General features: G+C 70.0%; 19 protein-coding genes and 1 tRNA gene. 12 read left to right on the top strand and 8 right to left on the bottom strand.

What is annotated here, in order from left to right:
- Positions 1–213 precede the first annotated feature (213 nt).
- From ACGFYN_RS16430 to ACGFYN_RS16395, 8 genes are all read left to right on the top strand, one after another.
- Entirely contained in the window at positions 214–744 is a 531-nt protein-coding gene (locus ACGFYN_RS16430; protein WP_393866584.1) for a hypothetical protein, read from the top strand.
- Positions 745–803: 59 nt separating this feature from the next.
- The gene (gene tadA, locus ACGFYN_RS16425) at positions 804–1,229 is read left to right on the top strand and encodes a tRNA adenosine(34) deaminase TadA (protein ID WP_393866583.1); all 426 of its coding nucleotides are present in this window, start codon (positions 804–806) and stop codon (positions 1,227–1,229) included.
- A 67-nt stretch (positions 1,230–1,296) separates the two neighbouring features.
- Positions 1,297–1,381: transfer RNA gene (locus tag ACGFYN_RS16420), tRNA-Ser, on the top strand.
- Between the two features lie 84 nt (positions 1,382–1,465).
- Positions 1,466–1,642, top strand: coding sequence for a hypothetical protein (locus ACGFYN_RS16415; RefSeq protein ID WP_266517368.1), 177 nt, complete (start codon positions 1,466–1,468; stop codon positions 1,640–1,642).
- Positions 1,643–1,654: 12 nt separating this feature from the next.
- On the top strand, positions 1,655–1,948 hold the full coding sequence (locus ACGFYN_RS16410) for a Dabb family protein (RefSeq protein WP_393866501.1): 294 nt from the start codon (positions 1,655–1,657) through the stop codon (positions 1,946–1,948).
- 171 nt (positions 1,949–2,119) lie between these two features.
- Positions 2,120–2,971: an RNA polymerase sigma factor SigF gene (locus ACGFYN_RS16405; protein WP_393866500.1), complete on the top strand. Its 852-nt coding sequence runs from the start codon at positions 2,120–2,122 to the stop codon at positions 2,969–2,971.
- A gap of 304 nt (positions 2,972–3,275) precedes the next feature.
- Positions 3,276–4,166 carry an RNA polymerase sigma factor SigF gene (locus ACGFYN_RS16400; protein WP_393866499.1) on the top strand — a complete coding sequence of 297 codons (891 nt, stop codon included), beginning with the start codon at positions 3,276–3,278 and terminating at the stop codon, positions 4,164–4,166.
- Positions 4,167–4,219: 53 nt separating this feature from the next.
- On the top strand, positions 4,220–4,942 hold the full coding sequence (locus ACGFYN_RS16395; RefSeq protein ID WP_393866498.1) for a hypothetical protein: 723 nt from the start codon (positions 4,220–4,222) through the stop codon (positions 4,940–4,942).
- Between the two features lie 12 nt (positions 4,943–4,954).
- Here the strand turns inward: ACGFYN_RS16395 and ACGFYN_RS16390 are convergent, their stop codons facing one another.
- A complete protein-coding gene (locus tag ACGFYN_RS16390; protein WP_393866497.1) occupies positions 4,955–5,158 on the bottom strand; it encodes a hypothetical protein in 204 nt (67 codons plus the stop codon).
- Positions 5,159–5,363: 205 nt separating this feature from the next.
- On the opposite strand from ACGFYN_RS16390, the gene ACGFYN_RS16385 reads away from it, so the two are divergent.
- The 4 genes from ACGFYN_RS16385 to ACGFYN_RS16370 all read left to right on the top strand — a co-directional run bounded on the left by ACGFYN_RS16385 (position 5,364) and on the right by ACGFYN_RS16370 (position 9,856).
- Positions 5,364–5,864: a MarR family winged helix-turn-helix transcriptional regulator gene (locus ACGFYN_RS16385; RefSeq protein WP_393866496.1), complete on the top strand. Its 501-nt coding sequence runs from the start codon at positions 5,364–5,366 to the stop codon at positions 5,862–5,864.
- Between the two features lie 13 nt (positions 5,865–5,877).
- The gene (locus ACGFYN_RS16380; RefSeq protein WP_393866495.1) at positions 5,878–8,418 is read left to right on the top strand and encodes an MFS transporter; all 2,541 of its coding nucleotides are present in this window, start codon (positions 5,878–5,880) and stop codon (positions 8,416–8,418) included.
- Between the two features lie 97 nt (positions 8,419–8,515).
- Positions 8,516–9,337, top strand: a complete 822-nt coding sequence (locus tag ACGFYN_RS16375; RefSeq protein WP_393866494.1) for a YceI family protein — start codon at positions 8,516–8,518, stop codon at positions 9,335–9,337.
- A 48-nt stretch (positions 9,338–9,385) separates the two neighbouring features.
- The gene (locus ACGFYN_RS16370) at positions 9,386–9,856 is read left to right on the top strand and encodes a PPOX class F420-dependent oxidoreductase (RefSeq protein ID WP_393866493.1); all 471 of its coding nucleotides are present in this window, start codon (positions 9,386–9,388) and stop codon (positions 9,854–9,856) included.
- On the opposite strand, the gene ACGFYN_RS16365 is transcribed toward ACGFYN_RS16370, so the two are convergent.
- The 7 genes from ACGFYN_RS16365 to ACGFYN_RS16335 form a co-directional block, all read right to left on the bottom strand.
- Entirely contained in the window at positions 9,857–10,612 is a 756-nt protein-coding gene (locus ACGFYN_RS16365; RefSeq protein ID WP_393866492.1) for a TetR/AcrR family transcriptional regulator, read from the bottom strand.
- A gap of 131 nt (positions 10,613–10,743) precedes the next feature.
- Positions 10,744–12,141, bottom strand: coding sequence for an MFS transporter (locus ACGFYN_RS16360; protein ID WP_393866491.1), 1,398 nt, complete (start codon positions 12,139–12,141; stop codon positions 10,744–10,746).
- 65 nt (positions 12,142–12,206) lie between these two features.
- Positions 12,207–14,453, bottom strand: coding sequence for an ArnT family glycosyltransferase (locus tag ACGFYN_RS16355; RefSeq protein WP_393866490.1), 2,247 nt, complete (start codon positions 14,451–14,453; stop codon positions 12,207–12,209).
- Positions 14,450–15,961 carry a glycosyltransferase gene (locus tag ACGFYN_RS16350; protein ID WP_393866489.1) on the bottom strand — a complete coding sequence of 504 codons (1,512 nt, stop codon included), beginning with the start codon at positions 15,959–15,961 and terminating at the stop codon, positions 14,450–14,452. Before ACGFYN_RS16350 ends, ACGFYN_RS16355 begins: the two co-directional genes overlap by 4 nt.
- A gap of 50 nt (positions 15,962–16,011) precedes the next feature.
- Positions 16,012–17,586 (bottom strand): ATP-binding protein, encoded by a 1,575-nt coding sequence (locus ACGFYN_RS16345; RefSeq protein ID WP_393866488.1) that lies wholly within the window; start codon positions 17,584–17,586, stop codon positions 16,012–16,014.
- The gene (locus ACGFYN_RS16340; RefSeq protein ID WP_393866487.1) at positions 17,583–18,323 is read right to left on the bottom strand and encodes a response regulator transcription factor; all 741 of its coding nucleotides are present in this window, start codon (positions 18,321–18,323) and stop codon (positions 17,583–17,585) included. The genes ACGFYN_RS16345 and ACGFYN_RS16340 overlap by 4 nt, the downstream gene beginning before the upstream one ends.
- Positions 18,324–18,506: 183 nt before the next feature.
- Positions 18,507–19,391: an amidohydrolase family protein gene (locus tag ACGFYN_RS16335; RefSeq protein WP_393866486.1), complete on the bottom strand. Its 885-nt coding sequence runs from the start codon at positions 19,389–19,391 to the stop codon at positions 18,507–18,509.
- Between the last annotated feature and the right edge of the window lie 8 nt (positions 19,392–19,399).

Genomic DNA, 19,399 nt, shown 5'->3' with positions numbered 1-19,399 from the left:
GGCGGCCCTTTGCGCGCCGACAAGGATCGCCGCGTACGATCCCGCTCGTGGTCGATCAAAACGGGCGGACACAGGGAGCCGAAGACGTCCCCTGAAGGCCTTGTTTCTGCCACGATTCCGAGTGGGTGGGGCTCGGAGCACAGCTCTCCCCGCCCAGAACCTCCGCCGGGGGGACCCCCAACCGGCACGCCTATGACCAGTGGGAGAGTCACGGTGTACTTCGCCGCACTGCTCGCGCGCACCGAAGACGGGTGGGAAGCGAGCGACACAGAGCTCGACGATGTGGAGACCCTGTCGGATCTGGCCGACCTCGCCCGGGAAGCCTCGACAGAGGACGACACGGTGCTCGTGCTGATCGAACAGGAAGACGGGTGGTTCGGCGTCGTCCGCGTCGACGGCGAGGAAGACCCTCGTATCTACGTCTCGGACGCCGCCGCCGCTGCCCGCAGCAGTTACGGAGAGATCCTGCTCACCGACGAACTGCTCGGAAGGGAGCCCGGCGACGACGACTCGGACCTGGACTCCCTCGACCTCGACGGCACCGAGGACGGTGATGACGAGGACGACGACGGTGACGAGGACACGCCGTCCGCCGAGGCCGTACCGCACAGCCCCGTCGGCGACGTCGAGATCCTCGACGACCTGGGCGTCAGCTCCAAGGAGCTGCGCATCCTGGACGAGGACGCCCTGAGTGCGATCGCCGAGGCCCTGGGCGCCTCCGAGGTCCTGGAGACCGTCCGCTGACCGCTTCAGCGACCGCAGGCAACACTCCGGACCCGGTGCGCGACCCGTGGCGGGCCGCGATGCGGCGCGCGCTGGACGAGGCCGGACGGGCCGGCGGGGACGTCCCCGTCGGCGCCGTCGTGCTGGCCCCGGACGGCGCGACCGTGCTCGCGTCCGGGCACAACGAGCGTGAGGCCACCGGCGATCCGACGGCGCACGCGGAGATCCTCGCGATCCGCCGCGCGGCGGCAGAGCTCGGCGAGTGGCGGCTGTCCGGCTGCACGCTCGTCGTCACCCTGGAGCCCTGCACGATGTGCGCGGGCGCGATCGTGCAGTCCCGGGTGGACCGTGTCGTCTACGGCGCCCGTGACGAGAAGGCCGGCGCGGCCGGCTCCCTCTGGGACGTCGTACGGGACCGGCGGCTCAACCACCGCCCCGAAGTGGTCGAAGGCGTGCTCGCCGAGGAGTGCTCCCGCCTGCTCACCGACTTCTTCCGGTCCCGCTGATCCCCGTCCCGTGTCCCGCCGAATACCGATTTCAGGGCACTGCTCGGCGTGCTGTAAGGTCTCCCTCGGTAGCGTGTCCGAGCGGCCGAAGGAGCTCGCCTCGAAAGCGAGTGTGGCGCAAGTCACCGAGGGTTCAAATCCCTCCGCTACCGCTTGAAGAAGGGCCCCGTCGAAAGACGGGGCCCTTCGTGCGATCATGTGCGGTCGTTGGGCAACTTGTGACTCGGGAGGCCGCGGTGGCGGTGAATGCGAAGAAGATCGCCGTCTATGCGCTCGTGGTCTTCGCCCTGTACGTGATCATCACAGACCCGGCCAAGGCCGCGGACTACGTCCAGATAGGGTTCGAGGGCATCTCGGACGCCGCGAAGGCCATCGGCGACTTCTTCACCTGGCTGGCCGACGGGGCCCACTAGCTAGGAGCGCGCATGATCCGGCATCTCGTCCTGTTCAAGCTCAACGAGGGCGTCCTGCGCGACGATCCGCGCGTCGCCGCGGGCGAGGACGCCTTCCGGTCCCTGGACGGGAAGATCCCCGAGATCCGCTTCTGGGAACTGGGCTGGAACCTCAGCGACCGCCCCATCGCCTACGACTTCGCCATCAACTCCGGCTTCGAGGACGCGGCCTCGCTCCGGCGCTACGTCGAGCACCCCGAGCACCAGGCGGGCGTGGGCCTGTGGAAGGAATTCGCCACCTGGGTGATCGCCGACTACGAGTACTGAGCCGGCCCCCGATGGGCCCTGCACCGAAACCGGTGTGGGGCCTTTTTGCATGCTTTGTCCCAACTTGCCCTCAACACGACGTAATGCGGTGCTTGCACACAGTCCACATCTCTTGTGATGCTATGACCACTTTTGACGGATGAGTTGATCGATTGTGAGGCGGAGTTGACCGTGCCGGCCAGTACTGCGCCTCAAGCACCGCCCCAGGAAGCCGCGACGGAAATCGCGACGGCCCCCACCGAAGCCGCACCGCCGCGCAGCCGCGGCGCCGACACCCGGGCCCTCACCCAGGTGCTCTTCGGCGAGCTCAAGACACTCATCGCGGGCAGCCCCGAACACATCCGCGTGCGCGGGGCGCTGATCGAGGCCAATCTCCCGCTCGTGCGCTACGCGGCGGCCCGCTTCCGCTCCCGCAACGAGCCGATGGAGGACGTGATCCAGGTCGGCACCATCGGGCTGATCAACGCGATCGACCGCTTCGACCCCGACCGGGGCGTGCAGTTCCCGACCTTCGCGATGCCGACCGTGGTCGGCGAGATCAAGCGGTACTTCCGCGACAACGTCCGCACGGTCCACGTCCCGCGCCGCCTCCACGAGTTGTGGGTCCAGGTCAACAGCGCCACCGAGGACCTGACGACCGCGTTCGGGCGCACCCCGACGACCGCCGAGATCGCCGAGCGGCTGCGCATCACCGAGGAGGAGGTCCTCTCCTGCATCGAGGCCGGACGCTCGTACCACGCGACCTCCCTGGAGGCCGCCCAGGAGGGCGACGGGCTGCCGGGGCTCCTCGACCGGCTCGGCTACGAGGACCCCGCCCTGGACGGCGTCGAACACCGGGATCTCGTTCGCCATCTCCTCGTACAACTGCCGGAGCGGGAACAGAGAATCCTTCTGCTGCGCTACTACAGCAACCTCACCCAGTCACAAATCAGCGCGGAACTCGGCGTCTCCCAGATGCATGTGTCACGGCTACTCGCGCGTAGCTTCCAGCGGCTGCGATCCGCCAATCGGATTGAGGCATAAGAGGCGCACAGGCGCACACTCCGGAACACCGCAGATCGCAAACAGGATCGACGCGTAACCTGGGAGAGCGAATCGCTCACCAGGGATGTTCCTGACGGTTCTATGCCGAAAAAGCCTCAGACCCCCTCTTTCCAGGGCTGATTCGCATCTCACGTGTCGACATGTCACTACAGCGCGTTGCCGACATGTGACATTCTTCCCCAAGCGCGTTTGCCGGGGCTTCGGCTCCGGTATTCAGGTGAAGGCTGAACTCCTCGCCGAGGGGACTTCGGCCGCGACCGTCCCGCGACCCAGAGGGGGTGGCATGTCCGCAGATCAGGGCAGCTCGAAGGTGCTCACGCTCACCAAGAGCGATTCAGCGCCCGCCGACGCCGTGCTCGACGTAGCTCCGGTGGTGGAGGCGCCCGACGCCCCGGCCATCCCGGCCCCGGAGAACATCGACACCCGCACCCTGTCCCGCTCCCTTTTCCTGCGGCTCGCCGCACTCGACGAGAACAGCCCCGAGCGCGCGTACGTGCGGGACACCCTCATCGAGCTCAACCTCCCGCTGGTGCGCTACGCCGCGGCCCGCTTCCGCTCGCGCAACGAGCCGATGGAGGACATCGTCCAGGTCGGCACGATCGGCCTGATCAAGGCGATCGACCGGTTCGACTGCGAGCGGGGCGTGGAGTTCCCGACCTTCGCGATGCCGACGGTCGTCGGTGAGATCAAGCGGTTCTTCCGCGACACCTCGTGGTCGGTGCGCGTGCCGCGCCGGCTCCAGGAGCTGCGCCTGGCCCTGACGAAGGCCAGCGACGAGCTCTCCCAGAAGCTCGACCGCTCCCCGACCGTCCCCGAACTCGCCGCCGTGCTCGGCGTCTCCGAGGAGGACGTGGTCGACGGCCTCGCGGTCGGCAACGCCTACACGGCCTCCTCGCTGGACTCCCCGGCCCCCGAGGACGACGGCGGCGAGGGTTCCCTCGCGGACCGCCTGGGCTACGAGGACACCGCGCTGGAGGGTGTCGAGTACCGCGAGTCCCTGAAGCCGCTGCTGGCCAAGCTTCCGCCCCGCGAGCGCCAGATCATCATGCTGCGCTTCTTCGCCAACATGACCCAGTCGCAGATCGGCGAGGAGGTCGGCATCTCGCAGATGCACGTCTCCCGCCTGCTGACCCGCACGCTGGCACAGCTGCGTGAGGGGCTCATCTCGGACTGAGCGAAGCCCGCCCGGGGGTTCCTATTTGACGGAGCGTCAGCCACCATGGCGCGATGCTGCGTGGGACTTCCGGGACGACATGGACACATGGCCGTCGAGGCGCCGTGATCGGCGCGTCGGCGGCCGTCGTCTGCCTGGGCGCCGTGCTGGCGGCGTGCGGGGGCGGCGGTCCGGGCGGGGGCTACGTAGCCACCGGAGCGGCCGGCGGCATCCCCCGGGCCTCGGGCACGGCGGCGGCTCCGACAGGCGGGGTGACGCTCGTACCGCTGGACGGCGACCCGGAGCGCGGCGACTCCCCGGCGGCGAGTGGCAGTTCGAGCGGCGTACCGGACGGCCTGCCTGCGGGGACCGCACCGGCACCTGCGGCCGGGACCACGCAGGCGGTCGGCGGCCGCGGTACCAAGTCCACTCCCGCGAGCCCGGCTTCACCGTCTCCGACGGCAACTCCCGGACCCACAGAGCCCGCTGGACCCGCCGACCTGAGCTGGAGCGATCCGAAGCGGAAGGCGACCGCCCATCGCTGGTGCGAGGACGTGACGCTGACCTTCACCAACTCCGGCGGCACGGCGGTGCGTTCGGGCACGGTCACCTTCGGCACGCACATCATCGGCGCGCTCGGCATCGACTGGGCGACGAGGACGTCCGACGTGCGGCTCCCGGCGCCGATCGACGCCGGGGCACGCAGGAAGAAGACCTGGACGGTGTGCGTCGCCGCCTGGCGCGTGCCGCTCGGCATGCACATCGAGACGCGGGACGTCACCGTCCGGTGGAAGTGACCTGAGCTCTCGCTACATCATCGCGAGCCAGGCGACGGCCGCCACGACCGCCACCGCGACGACGATGCCGACGATCAGACCGATCCGGGGTCCGGACGGCGCCGGAGCCTGCTGACGGCTCTGTCGGCCCTGCGGGCCCTCGTCGACGAACGCGCGGAACATCTGGGTGCTGCCTGCGGGGTCGTTGTTGCCCTGGGGGCCCTGGGGGTTAGCCATGGCAGCAGACCCTAGCGAATCACCGGGTGTGGCCCAAGTGGGGGGAGGCCGACCTCTACAGCCTCTCGACAATCACCCTCACCTGCGTGTTTACGTTCGCAATACTTGCCTTTGCCAAGTTTTTGTCCCGCACCCCGCCATTTTGTTTGCCTGCAGCAACCAACAACTCTTATGGTTGCCCTAAGCAACGAATGCGGGAGGTGGGATGGCCGAGCAGACGCAGTACGAGGAGCTGATCAGGCAGTTCAGCGCCTTCGGTGCCGTGAAGCGGGAGCTCGGCCGGATCCTGCCGTCCGACTGCCCGAGCGGCAGCGCCGCCGTACTGACCCTCCTGGGCCGCTACGGCGACATGCGCATGAGCAAGCTCGCGGAGCTGCTCGCCGTGGACATGTCGGTCACCAGCCGCCATGTCGCGCACCTGGCCGAACGCGGCTGGATCGACCGCTCCCCCGACCCGGCGGACAAGCGGTCCCGGATCGTGCACCTCACACCCGCGGGCATCGCCCGCCTGGAGGAGCTGTCCGTGCGGACCACGCAGCTGCTCGCCGAGCGGCTCGCCGACTGGAGCGACGACGAGGTCGCCCAGCTCACCCGGCTCATGACCCGGCTGCGGGCGAGCTTCGACGACTGCCGCCCCGCGCCGCCGCGACTGCCGCCGCCGGCCGTCGCACTCGAACCGACCACCCGTACACCCGCAAGCACTTGAGATAAGGAAGCCCATGGCAACGACCACACCAGCCGGTGTGCGGGCTCATGCCAAGCACGGGGGAGGCTCCCCGGAGCACGCCCCGATGACGCACCGGCAGATCATGGAGGCGCTCTCCGGGCTGCTGCTCGGCATGTTCGTGGCGATCCTGTCGTCCACGATCGTCACCAACGCCCTGCCGCACATCATCAGCGACCTCGGTGGCGGTCAGTCGGCCTACACCTGGGTCGTCACCGCCTCGCTGCTGGCGATGACCGCGACCACGCCCCTGTGGGGCAAGCTCGCGGACCTGTACAGCAAGAAGGCGCTCGTCCAGATAGCCCTGATCATCTACGTGCTGGGCTCGATGGCCGCCGGTCTGTCGCAGAACCCGGGCATGCTGATCGCCTGCCGTGTCTTCCAGGGCATCGGCGTCGGCGGACTGTCCGCCCTCGCCCAGATCGTGATGGCCGCGATGATCTCCCCGCGCGAGCGCGGGCGCTACTCCGGCTACCTCGGCGCCACCTTCGCCGTCGCCACCGTCGGCGGCCCGCTGCTCGGCGGTGTCATCACCGACACCTCGTGGCTGGGCTGGCGCTGGTGCTTCTACGTCGGTGTCCCCTTCGCCGTCATCGCCCTGATCGTGCTGCAGAAGACGCTGCACCTGCCGGTCGTGAAGCGTGACGTCAAGGTCGACTGGGGCGGCGCCACGTTCGTCGCCGCCGCCGTCTCGCTGCTGCTGGTCTGGGTCACCTTCGCCGGTGACAAGTACGACTGGCTGTCCTGGCAGACGTACACCATGGTCGGCGGTTCCGTCGTGCTCGGCCTGCTCTTCATCCTGGTCGAGTCCAAGGCGAGCGAACCGATCATCCCGCTGCGCCTGTTCCGCAACCGCACCATCACGCTCGCGTCGCTGGCCTCGCTGTTCGTCGGTGTCGCGATGTTCACCGGCACGGTCTTCTTCAGCCAGTACTTCCAGCTGGCCCGTGACAAGTCCCCGACGATGTCCGGTGTCCTGACGATCCCGATGATCGGTGGTCTGTTCGTCTCCTCCACCGTCTCGGGCCAGTTCATCACCCGTACCGGGCGCTGGAAGGCGTGGCTGGTCAGCGGTGGCGTGCTCGTCTCGGCCGGCCTGGGTCTGCTGGGCACCATCCGTTACGACACGGACTACTGGAAGATGGCCATCTTCATGGCCCTCATGGGTCTGGGCATCGGCATGATGATGCAGAACCTGGTGCTGTGCACGCAGAACCAGGTCGAACCGAGCGACCTCGGCTCGGCCAGCTCCACGGTCACCTTCTTCCGTTCCCTCGGTGGTGCGGTCGGCGTCTCGGCGCTCGGCGCGGTGATGTCCCACCGGATCACGCACTACGTCCAGGACGGCGCCGCCGCCCTCGACCCGAAGTTCCGGGCCGCGCTGGCCGGTTCGAGCAACTCGAGCGACAGCATCCCGGACCTCAACAAGCTGCCGGTGCCGCTGCGCACGCTCCTGGAGAGCTCCTACGGCCACGGCATCGCCGATGTCTTCATGATCGCCGGTGGCCTCGCGGCCCTCGCGTTCCTGGTCAGCCTGTTCATCAAGGAGGTTCCGCTCAGGACCAAGGGCGGACTCGCGCAGGCCGCTGCCGCGGAGGAGACTCCGGACGCCGGCGCCGAGGCCGAGGCCGCTCCGGCCGCCGCCGAGGCCGCCGCCCCGGTCACGGAGAAGCTCCCGAGCTGGGCGATCTCGGAGACGGCCGCGGCCGCCGACGGCACCCAGCGGCTGGCCGCCGTCGCGACCATCGCACGGCCCGAGGAGTCCGCCCCCTCCGGCGGCACCCCGGTGCGCGGCTTCGTGCGCGGCAACGAGAGCGCGCCCGTGCCGCAGGCCGCCGTCACGCTGATCTCGCTCGCGGGACGGCAGCTCGGCCGGTCGGTCGCGCAGGCGGACGGGTCCTACACCCTTCAGGCGCCGGGCACCGGCTCGTACGTCCTGATCGCCTCCGCCGACGGCTTCCAGCCGCAGGCGTCCACGGTCGTGGTGAACGGTGAGCCGGTCTCGTACGACATCCTGCTCAGCGGCACCAGCGGGCTGAACGGTGTGGTGCGGGCCGCCGCGACGGCGCTGCCCGTCAAGGACGCGATGGTCATCGTGACCGATGTGCGCGGTGATCTGCTGGCCACCGGGACCACCGGTGAGCAGGGCGAGTTCTCCTTCGCGGAGCTGGTGCCGGGTGCCGTGACCGTCGCGGTCAACGCCGCCGGGTACCGGCCGCGGGCGCTGCCCGTCGAGGTGGGCGGCACCGGCGTCACCCGGATCGAGGTCGACCTCGACTCGGGCGCGCAGCTCCAGGGCGTCGTGAAGGCGCCGCACGGTCCGCTGGCCGACGCACGCGTGACCCTCGTGGACGCGGCGGGCAACGTGGTCGGCACCGCCACCACGGGCACGGACGGCGCGTACGCCTTCACGGACCTCGACAGCGGCGAGTACACCGTCATCGCGACGGGCTACGCACCGGTGGCGACGGCGCTGACGGTCAACGGCCGCGGCGTCGACGACCACGACATCGAACTGGCCCACCCGGCCGAGTAGTTCGACCACCGGCCCGTGGCAGGTGCGCCTTGAGCGGCGGTACACCTGCCACGGGCCGGACTCTTCACGACCAGTAGCACTTGCAGGGAGAAACGGGATGGGACTGACCGCGAAGATCCGTACGCGGGACGGATGGGCCGTGTCGCACGCGGTCGTCACGGTGACCGACATGACCGGCACGCAGGTGCTGCGCGCCGAGGCGGACTCCGACGGCGCCGTGCGGGACGCGACCGAGCTCGCGCCGGGGGCGTACACCGTCATCGTCACGGCCGTCGGGTACGCGCCCGTCGCCTCCAGCGCCCTCGTCACGGCGAGCGGCCGCGCCGAGCTCGGGGCGGTGACGCTGTCCCGGCAGGGTGGCACCGAGCTGCCGCCGCCCGGGCCGTGGACCGTCGACCCGGCGCACTCGTCCGTGGGCGCGGTCGCCCAGCACCTGGGCATCTCCAGCGTGCATGGCCGCTTCACCGACTTCGCCGGGCGCATCGAGATCGCCCCGGACGAGGTGGAGAAGTCCCGTGTGGAGGCGGTCATCCAGGCCACCTCCATCGACACGGGCAACGGCATGCGCGACGGCCATCTGCGCTCACCGGACTTCCTGGACGTCGAGAGGTACCCGGAGATCACCTACCGGTCCACGGGGCTGACGACAGCCGGCTCCGACCGCTGGACGGTGCACGGCGAGCTGACCCTGCACGGGGTCGTACGCCCGGTCGACCTGGACCTGGCGTACCTGGGCACGGGCCCGGACCCGTGGGGCGGCACGCGCGCCGCCTTCCGCGCGACGACCGAACTGCGCCGCGAGGACTTCGCCATGAACTACAACCAGGTGCTGCAGGCCGGCATCGCCGCGATCGGCACCACCCTGAGGGTGGAGCTGGACATCCAGGCGGTGCAGGGCGAATCGCTGCCCCAGGCGTAGGCACGGCAGGAGCAGGCTGAGCGGGGGCCGGGCGCCTACGCTGGCGGCATGGCACCCGACATCGCTACGAACACGACCGTCTCCCGCGACGACCTGCTCGACTTCGTACGGCCCCGGCACCGCGCCATCCTGCTGACCCGGCGCGCCGACGGCACCCCGCAGGCCTCGCCGCTGACCTGCGGCGTGGACGACTCGGGGCGGATCGTCGTCTCGACCTACCCGGAGCGCGCCAAGACCCGCAACGCCAAGCGGGACGAGCGGGTCAGCCTCGTCGTGCTGAGCGACGAGTGGAACGGCCCCTGGGTCCAGATCGACGGCACCGCCGAGGTGATCGACTCCCCGGAGTCCGTGGAGCCCCTGGTGGAGTACTTCCGCAACATCTCGGGTGAGCACCCGGACTGGGACGAGTACCGCGAGGCCATGGTGAAGCAGGGCAAGTCGATCATCCGCGTCACGCCCGTGAAGTGGGGACCGGTCGCCACCGGAGGATTCCCGGCGCGGCTGGCACCCGAGCAGTAGTCAGCTGCGGGCCACCATCGCCTCGATGCCCGCCACCAGGAGGTCCAGCGCGAAGGTGAAGTCACGCTCGCGCATCTCCTCCACCGTGTCGCCGCCCCGGGCCGCCATGATGTCGGCGTTCTGCTGGACGATCGCGGCGGCCCCGGGGGCCTGGTTCACCGCGCTCATGGCGTGCTGGAAGTACTCGTCCTGCGTCATGCCGGCGGCGGCGCAGCGGGCGATGAAGTGGCCCTCGATCGTGCCGAATCCGTAGACGAACTGGAAGACGGCCGAAAGGGCGCCGGACAGGCCGTGCACGGGCAGGCCCGTCTTGCGGACGATGTGCTGGACGACCTGGGAGAAGGCCAGCGAGTTCGGGCCGATGTTCAGGAAGGTGCCGGCCAGCGGGGACAGCCAGGGGTGGCGGACCAGCAGGGAGCGGTACTCGCCCGTCAGCGCGCGCAGTTGGTCGCGCCAGTCCTCGTCGGTCTCCGGGTCGGGCAGGGTCAGCTCGCCGAACGCCGCGTCGAGGGCGAGTTCGAGAAGGTCGTCCTTGGTGTCGACGTACCAGTAGACGGACATCGCGGTCACGTTCAGCTCGCCGGCCAGCCGGCGCATCGAGAACTTGGCCAGCCCCTCGGCGTCCAGGAGCCGGACGGTCACCTCGGTGATCCGGTCCCGGTCCAGCCCCGACGGCTGACCACCGCGACCGCCCCGGCGGACCTTGCCCTCCAGCCACACACTGGTCCGCGCCGCACGCTCGGCTGCCCTCACCATTGGCGCACCTTCCTAGACGTCCGTTCACTGATCAAGATGCTAGGCGGCAGTGGACCCGAAGGGGCGCGGGGACCTGCGCGAACAACCCCATTCGACCCGCACCCCCCAGATGTCCCGCGCCACCCGAGCGCTCAGGCGACCGCCACCCCCGAGTCTGCCCGCTCCGCGCGACGCAGCAACGCCGCCGCCAGCAGCCCACCGAGCAACACGGCGACGGAACCGACCAACTGACCGGTCTCCAGCCCCGCCGCCAGCCCCGCAGCAGGCACCCGCGACGTCAGCACAGCGCCAAGTACCGCTACCCCCAAGCCGTTGCCGAATTCCGCGAGCGTCCCGTTGATGCCGGCCCCTACCCCCGCCTTCTCCGGCGGAATCGCGCTCATGATGGCGTGCGCCATCGCCGGGTTGGCGATCGCGCAGCCGCCGCCGATCAGCAGCAGCCCCACCAGCGTCCCGGCGTAACCGCCCGTGTCCAGCGTGGCTATGGACACCAGCCCCGCCGACATCAGGACCATGCCCAGCGCGATCGACACCGGCGTCCCGATCCTGGCCGACCACTTCGCCGACAGGCCCGAGAAGTTGAGGGCCACGACGGTCAGCGCGAGCGGCGCCGTCCGAAGACCGGCCTCCAAGGGGCCGTAGCCGAGGACGAATTGCAGGTGCTGGGTGAGCAGGAAGAGCGCGCCGCCCATGCCGAAGGTGATCAGAACCGCCCCGGTCACGGCGCCCGTGAACCGGCGGTCCCTGAAGAAGTGCGGGTCCAGCATGGGGTACGGGATCCGGCTCTCCCAGTACGCGAACGCCGCCAGGACCACGACCGCGACGGCCACCGTGAGCAGCACGCGTCCCGACGTCCAGCCGTGCCCGGGGCCGGAGATGATCGCGAACACCAGCGAGGCCATGCCGATCGTGGAGAGCAGGGCGCCGAGGAGGTCGGGGCGGTCGCCGCGGGGGTTCTTCGACTCGGGGACGAGGAGGGCCACGGCCACCAGGGCGAGCGCCGCGACCGGCAGGTTGATCAGGAAGATCGCGCCCCACCAGAAGTGGTTCAGCATGAAGCCGCCGATCAGCGGTCCGGCGGCGAATCCGAGCGCGCTGACCGCGGCCCAGATGCCGATCGCCTTGGGCCGGTCCTCGGCCGTAAAGATCTGCATCACCACGGCGAGTGTGGTGGTCAGCAGGAGTGCGCCGCCCACGCCCATGCCGGCCCGCGCGGCGATCAGCCGGCCGGTGGTGTCCGAGAAGCCCGCCAGCAGCGACCCGGCGCCGAACAGGACCAGCCCCACGATCAGCATCTTCTTACGGCCGTAGCGGTCGGCCGCGCTGCCCGCGGTGAGCAGCAGGCCGGACTGCACGAGCGAGTAGGCGTTGATCATCCACTGGATGTCGGACGTCGCGGCGTGCAACTCCCTGGTGAGGGACGGGATCGCCACGTTCAGGACGGTGTTGTCGAGCAGCACGGTCAGCTGCGCGAGACAGATGACACCGAGGATCGGCCAGCGTTGGGGGTGGCCTTGGGGAGCGGACATGCTGTACACCGTATGGCTCTAGCCATACGGTGTACAGCAAGTTTCGTCGGCACTCGTGCGCCGCGTCAGCCGCTCGCCTTCTGCGTCAGGTCGTAGAAGGTGGCCGAACCGGCCGTCACCTTCTTGAAGTTCTTCTCGACCCACGACGTGATCTGCGACGAGGTGCCGGTGCTGCTGCCGCCCATGCCGCCACCGGTGCCGGACGAGATGAAGTAGTGGATCTTCCCTTCCGCCACGTACTTCTTGAACTGGGCCAACGTCGGGGACGGGTCGGTGCCGTTGAAGCCGCCGATCGCCATCACCGGGTCGCCGGTGGAGAGCTGGTAACTCGCCGCGTTCTGGGCGCCGATGGCCGCGGCGGCCCAGGTGTACTTAGCGGAGTCCTTCTCCAGCAGCTTCTTGGCCTGGGAGCCGACGCTCGCGCCGTTCAGCAGGCCGGCGGCGCCACCGCCGCCGCCCATGCCGCCGTCAGGTCCGCCCTGCTGGTTCCGGCCCTTGGTGCTGCCGTTGCCGTTCTGCTGGTTCTGACCCGGCATGCCGCCGAAGCCGCCGCCTGGGAAGCCGTTGCCGTTCTGGGTGCCGCCGTTGCCGTTCTGCTGACCTTGCCGCCCCTGCTGACCTTGCTGGTTCTGGCCGTTCTGGCCGTTCTGACCGGGCATGCCGCCGCCGAAGCCGCCGCGCATGGCACCACCGCCGCCGGGGCCTCCGCGCCCGCCGCCCATCATGCTCGCGCCGGACGGACCGGCGGTCACGATGGAGCCGGTGTGACCCTCCTGAAGGGTGCTGAGGGTGTACGCGGTCGGGCCGGCCAGTGCGGCCACGAGGCCCACCGCCGCCGCACCGAGGGCGAGTTGGCGGTTGATCCGGCCCGCGAAGATCAGGCCGAGCGCGGCGGCCAGGCCGCCGATCAGGACCAGGTACTTCAGCCAGGGCAGATAGTCCGAGGTGCGGTTGAGGAGCACGTAGCCCCACGCGGCGCTTGCCACGACCGCCGCCGCGAGGGTGAGCGACGCCCAGGTCTCGCGCCGCTTCTCCCACAGCAGCGCGGAGCCCATGCCGGTCACGGCCGCGATGTAGGGCGCGAGAGCCACCGTGTAGTACTGGTGGAAGATACCCGCCATGTAGCTGAAGACGATCACGGTCATCAGCAGCGAGCCGCCCCAGACCAGGAACGAGGCGCGGGTCACGGACGTCCGCGTGAGCTTCCGGGTCGCGACCAGACCGGCCGCGAGGAGGATCAGCGCGGCCGGCAGCAGCCAGGAGATCTGGCTGCCGATCTCGGAGTTGAACATCCGGTTCCAGCCGGTCTCGCCCCACATGCCGGAGCCGGTGCCGCCGCCACCGCCGCCGACGCTGCCGGTCTCGTCGCCACTCAGGCGGCCGAAGCCGTTGTAGCCGAAGGTCAGTTCGAGGAAGCTGTTGTTCTGCGAGCCGCCGATGTAGGGGCGCGAGGAGGCCGGCCACAGCTCGACGATCGCCACCCACCAGCCTCCGGTGACGATCAACGCCCCGGTGGCGACGGCCAGTTGACCCAGCCGCTTCTTCAGCGACACCGGCGCGCAGACGGCGTAGACGATCGCCGGCGGCGGCAGGATCAGAAAGGCCTGCAGCGTCTTGGCGAGGAACGCGAAGCCGATCGCCGCGCCCGCCCACACCAGCCATTTCGTACGGCCGTCCTCGACCGCGCGGACCACCGCGTAGCAGGCGACGGCCATCAGCAGCGCCAGCATCGCGTCCGGGTTGTTGAACCGGAACATCAGCGCCGCGACCGGGGTGAGCGCGAGCACCGCGCCCGCGATCAGACCGGCGGCGGGGCTGAACCGGCGCCGTACACCCGCGTACACGACGGCGACCGTGGCGACGCCCATCAGGACCTCGGGGACAAGGATCGCCCAGGAGTTGAGGCCGAAGATCCGGACCGACAGCTCCATCGGCCACAGGGAGGCCGGGGGCTTGTCGACGGTGATGGCGTTGCCCGCGTCCAGCGAGCCGAAGAAGAACGCCTTCCAGGACTTGCTGCCGGCCTGGACGGCCGCCGAGTAGAAGGAGTTGGCGTAGCCGGAGGCGCTCAGGTTGTAGAGGTAGAGCAGGAGGGTGGCGGCCAGCAGGCCGAGGAAGGCCGGGCGCGCCCAGCGCGGGTCCTCGGGGCGGCCGCGCCACAGTCTGCGGACGAAGGGCTGCTTCGGCTCGCCCGCCTGGGGGGCCGTCGGGGTCGCCGGCTCCGCCGCGGCCGGGCCGGCCGTGGGAGGCGGGCCCCAGGAGGACGGTGCGGGTCCTGCCTCGTGGGTCGTCCGGTCGTAGTGGATGGTCATCGGGGGTCCCTCGGATCGGTCTCGGTCGGACGCACCGGCTGAACGTGCATGGTGGCGTCCTCCCAGTTGCGGTCCGCGACTTCACCGGCGCGGATCTGAGTCGTCTCGTGGTGCTGGTGCGCGGCCGGGTACGCGACCGGGCGCTGCGGCAGCGGGGGCTGGAACGTCCGCTGTCCGTGCGGCTGCGACCGGTACTGCGGGTCCGGGGCCGTGGCGTACGTCGGCGAGGACGGGTTGTGCGAGGCCACCACGGCGGACTTCTCGCCCTCGGCGCGGTCGGGGAAGACCCAGGCGCGGAAGAGCAGGAAGCGCAGGACCGTCGCCGCGAGGTTGGCGGCGATCAGGACCGCGAGTTCGGTGGAGTGCGCGGGGCTCGACGTCGCCGCGTTCAGGGCGGCGAGAGATCCGCTGGTCAGCGCGAGGCCGATACCGAAGACCACGAGGCCCTGTGCCTGGTGGCGGACGGCACCGCCGGAGCCGCGCACCCCGAACGTCAGGCGCCGGTTGGCGGCCGTGTTCGCCACGGCCGAGACCAGCAGCGCGAGCGCGTTGGCGACCTGCGAGCCGCCGAACTGCCGGAACACGCTGTAGAGGAGCAGGTAGAAGAGGGTCGACAGACCGCCGACGACGCAGAACCCGACGAGCTGGCGGGCCAGCCCCTTCGGTACGTCCTGGATGTCACGGTCGCGCGGGTCGTCGCCGAACGGCCGGGTGATCCGGTCCAGCGGAAGCGAGCCGGTGGCCAGGGCCTTGCCCACCCGCCACACCCCCTTGAGGTCCTCGGTCGCCGTCTTCACGATGTGGACGGTGGAGTCCGGGTCGTCGACCCAGTCGACCGGAACCTCATGGATGCGGAGCCCCGCGCGCTCGGCGATGACCAGCATCTCGGTGTCGAAGAACCATCCGGTGTCCTCGACCATCGGCAGCAGCACCTGCGCCACATCACGCCGGATCGCCTTGAAGCCGCACTGCGCGTCGGAGAAGCGGGCCTGCAGCGAGCCGCGCAGGATGAGGTTGTACGCCCGGCTGATGAACTCCCGCTTGGGGCCGCGCACGACGCGTGAGGAGCGGGCCAGCCGGGAGCCGATCGCCAGGTCCGAGTGGCCCGAGATAAGCGGCGCCACCAGCGGCAGCAGGGCGTTGAGGTCCGTCGACAGGTCCACGTCCATGTAGGCGAGGATCGGCGCCTCGGAGGCGGACCACACCGTGCGCAGCGCGCGGCCCCGGCCCTTCTGCTCCAGGCGGAAGTTGGCGACCTCGGGGATCTCCGCCTCCAGCCGCGCCGCCACCAGCGGGGTGGTGTCGGTCGAGGCGTTGTCCGCGATCGTGATGCGGAACGCGTACGGGAACGTGCGCCTGAGGTGCTCGTGCAGTCTCAGCACACACGGCTGGAGGTCCTTCTCCTCGTTGTAGACGGGGATCACTACATCCAGGACGGGCGTACCGGCGTCGCCGGCCGGGAGGTGCTCCCGCGCCGGCAAGGTGCCGGGAGAAGAGTCGGTTCGCATGCGAACGACTCTGGTCAAGTGCCCTGTTGCACCCATGTGGTGGCACTGTGCTACGCCTGTGAGTGCGATTGCCAATTCGTTTCGGGGGCCGGATGGGGCAGGGCCGGGGCAAGCGCCGGCAAATGCACGGTGAACACGGTGCGTCCGGGCACGCTGTCCACGGTCACGGCACCGCCGTGCGCGGTCGCGACGGCCTGCACGATCGCAAGTCCCAGGCCGGTGGAGCCTGTTGCCCGCGAGCGCGCCGAGTCGCCGCGCGCGAACCGCTCGAAGACGTACGGGAGCAGTTCGGCCGGGATGCCCTGGCCGTTGTCCTCCACGTCGACGCACATCCACGGCCCCCGTCGCTGCACGCGTGCGGTGACGGTCGTGCCGGGCGGGGTGTGCTTGCGGGCGTTGCCGAGGAGGTTGACCAGCACCTGTTGGACACGGGCCGCGTCGGCACTGACCAGCGCGGGTTCGTCGGGCAGGTCGAGGCGCCAGTTGTGGTCCATGCCGGCCGCGCGGGAGTCGCTGATCGTGTCGACGACCAGCGGGATGAGGTCGGTCTGCTCGAACTGCAGCGGCCGTCCGGCGTCCAGCCGGGCGAGCAGCAGCAGGTCCTCCACGAGGAGCGTCATCCGGCCCGCCTCGGACTCGATACGGCCGAGGGCATGCCGGGTGTCGGGGCCGACCTGCTCCCTGCCGCGTCTGGTCAGCTCGGCATATCCGCGGATGGAGGCCAGCGGTGTTCTGAGCTCATGACTGGCGTCCGCGACGAACTGCCGTACCCGCATCTCGCTCTGCTGCCGTGAGTGCAGGGCGCCGTGGACGTGGTCCAGCATGCGGTTGAGCGCGGCCCCGACCTGGCCGACCTCGGTGTGCGGGTCGGTCTCGGACTCGGGCACCCGCTCGCTGAGGTTCACCTCGCCGGTGTGCAGGGGGAGTTCGGACACCCGCGTCGCCGTGACGGCGACCCTCCGCAGCGGGCGGGTGGCGACACCGACGAGCGCGTAGCCCGCGATGACGGCAGCGCCGAGTCCTGCGGCGGTGACGCTGACTTCTACGAGGATGAGGGTGTTGATGGTGCTGTCGGTCTCCGAGGTGGGGAGGCCGACGTAGTAACCGCTGCGGTACTCGACGCGGTAGCTGCCGAGTTCGGGCAGATCCGCGGTGTGCGGATCGCCGTCCTGGGAGACCTGGTTGAGTGCGGTCTTCTGGGCGTCGGTGAGATTCTTGGCGCTCATCTCGTAGGTCGAGTCGGACTTCTTGCCGACCTTGCCGTCGGTGACGCTTCCGTTGGTGACGGTGGCCGCGACCGTGCCGCTGGGCTGCGGACCGTGCTTGACGAACTCACCGAGATCCGTCGTCTTCGAGATCGGGTTCTGGCCGCCATGTCCCGGCGGCGTGCCGTCCTTGCCCATCCCCGGAGGCTTGAAGTCCCCCGACGCACGGGCCGTGGCCTCACGCAGCTGTCCGTCCAGCTGGTCGTACAGATGCGAGCGCAGCGCCAGCGTCGTCACCGTTCCGATCACCGCGCACACGACGGCGATCAGCACCACGGACGCGACGACGAGCCGCGCCCGCAGGGTGCGCGGCTGTCCCGCCCGCCGCTTCTGCGCCCGCGGTCGTCGCCGTCCGCTCATGACACGGCGGGCTTGATCAGGTAACCCGCGCCACGCCGGGTGTGGATCATCGGCTCCCGCCCGGCGTCGATCTTCCGGCGCAGGTACGAGATGTAGAGCTCGACCACATTGGCCTGTCCGCCGAAGTCGTACGACCACACTCGGTCGAGTATCTGGGCCTTGCTGAGCACGCGCCGCGGATTACGCATCAGGAAGCGCAGCAACTCGAACTCGGTGGCGGTGAGATGGATGTTGTCCCCCGCCCGCGACACCTCGTGGCTGTCCTCGTCGAGGGTGAGGTCGCCGACGACCAGCACGGAGTCGGAGCGCCGGTCGGCGGCGCCCGAACGGCGGATGAGACCACGCAGCCGCGCGACGACCTCCTCCAGGGAGAACGGCTTGGTGACGTAGTCGTCGCCGCCGGCGGTGAGCCCGGCGATACGGTCCTCGACCGCGTCCTTGGCGGTGAGGAAGAGGACGGGCACGTCCGGCAGCTCACGGCGCAGCCGTCCGAGGACGGCCAGACCGTCCATGTCGGGCAGCATCATGTCGAGAACGACGGCGTCCGGCCGGAACTCCCGTGCGGTCTGCATGGCACCCGTGCCATCTCCCGCGCTCCGGATCTGCCATCCCTCGTAGCGAAGGGCCATGGACAGCAGTTCGGTGATCGACAGCTCGTCGTCCACCACAAGCACGCGGACGGGGCTCCCGTCCGGCCTCAGCAGTTCGGTGCGCCCCTGGGGCGAGGTCGTGGTCATGGTGGAAACACTGTCGGGATGCTCTGAGAGCACCCTTTCGGCGACCTGTGAATTGCCTGAGAAACGCACAGGGGCCTCTCAGGGAACCCCTGGGAAGCTCCTGCCGGGCACTCACCGCACGGACCGGCACCCATCATCCGACGGTCCGGGGTGATCAGGGCGTAGAGCCTGCCTGTGCTCTCCTCACAGCCCGAACAGCCGCGCCCCGTTGTCGTGGCAGACGGCCCGCAGCCAGTCCTCGCCGAGCCCCAGCCGCTCCAGGGCGTGCAGCTGATGGACGTACGGATAGGGGATGTTGGGGAAGTCGCTGCCCAGCAGGATGCGGTCGCCGAGGTCGCCCAGACGGGGCAGCGCCCGTGCCGGGAACGGCGCGAACCGCTCGCTGAAGTCGGTGAACGCCATCGTCGTGTCCAGCCGCACCTCGCCGTACCGCTCGGCGAGGTCGAGGAAGTCCTCGTACTCCGGCATCCCCATGTGCGCGATCACCAGCCGCAGCCGGGGATGCCGGGCCAGCACGCGCGCGATCGGCTCCGGTCCGGTGTGCTTGCCGGGCGCGGGCCCGGAACCGCAGTGGATGACGACCGGGATACCGGCCTCGGCGAGCAACCCCCAGGCGGCGTCGAGCAGTTGGTTCGCCGGGTCGTACGCCCCGACCTGCACATGGGCCTTGAACACCCGCGCACCCGCCTCGACGGCCTCCCGTACGTAGGCCTCGACGCCCGGCTCCGGGAAGAGGGTGGAGGTGTGCAGGCAGTCGGGCGTACGGCGGGCGAAGTCGACCGCCCAGCCGTTGAGCCACTGCGCCATGCGGGGCTTGTGCGGGTAGAGCATGGCGGTGAAGCGGCGCACGCCGAACTCCCGCAGCCGCGCGAGCCGTTCGGCCTCCTCCTCGCGGTAGGTGATCGGCCACTCGACGCCGCCGGTCAGCGGGCCGAGCGCGTCGAAGTAGTCCCACACCTTGTGCAGGACGCGCTCCGGCATGAAGTGCGTGTGCACATCGACGAGTCCGGGCAGCCCGAGCCGCTCCCAGAACTCCCGGACCTCTCCGGCCTCCGCTGTCTCCGTCATACGCCCTC

The organism is Streptomyces sp. NPDC048419 (genome assembly GCF_043200415.1).
Taxonomy (GTDB): Bacteria; Actinomycetota; Actinomycetes; order Streptomycetales; family Streptomycetaceae; genus Streptomyces.
The sequence above is the reverse complement of the archived record's forward strand: the minus strand, read 5'-3'. Positions and strand labels throughout refer to the sequence as shown.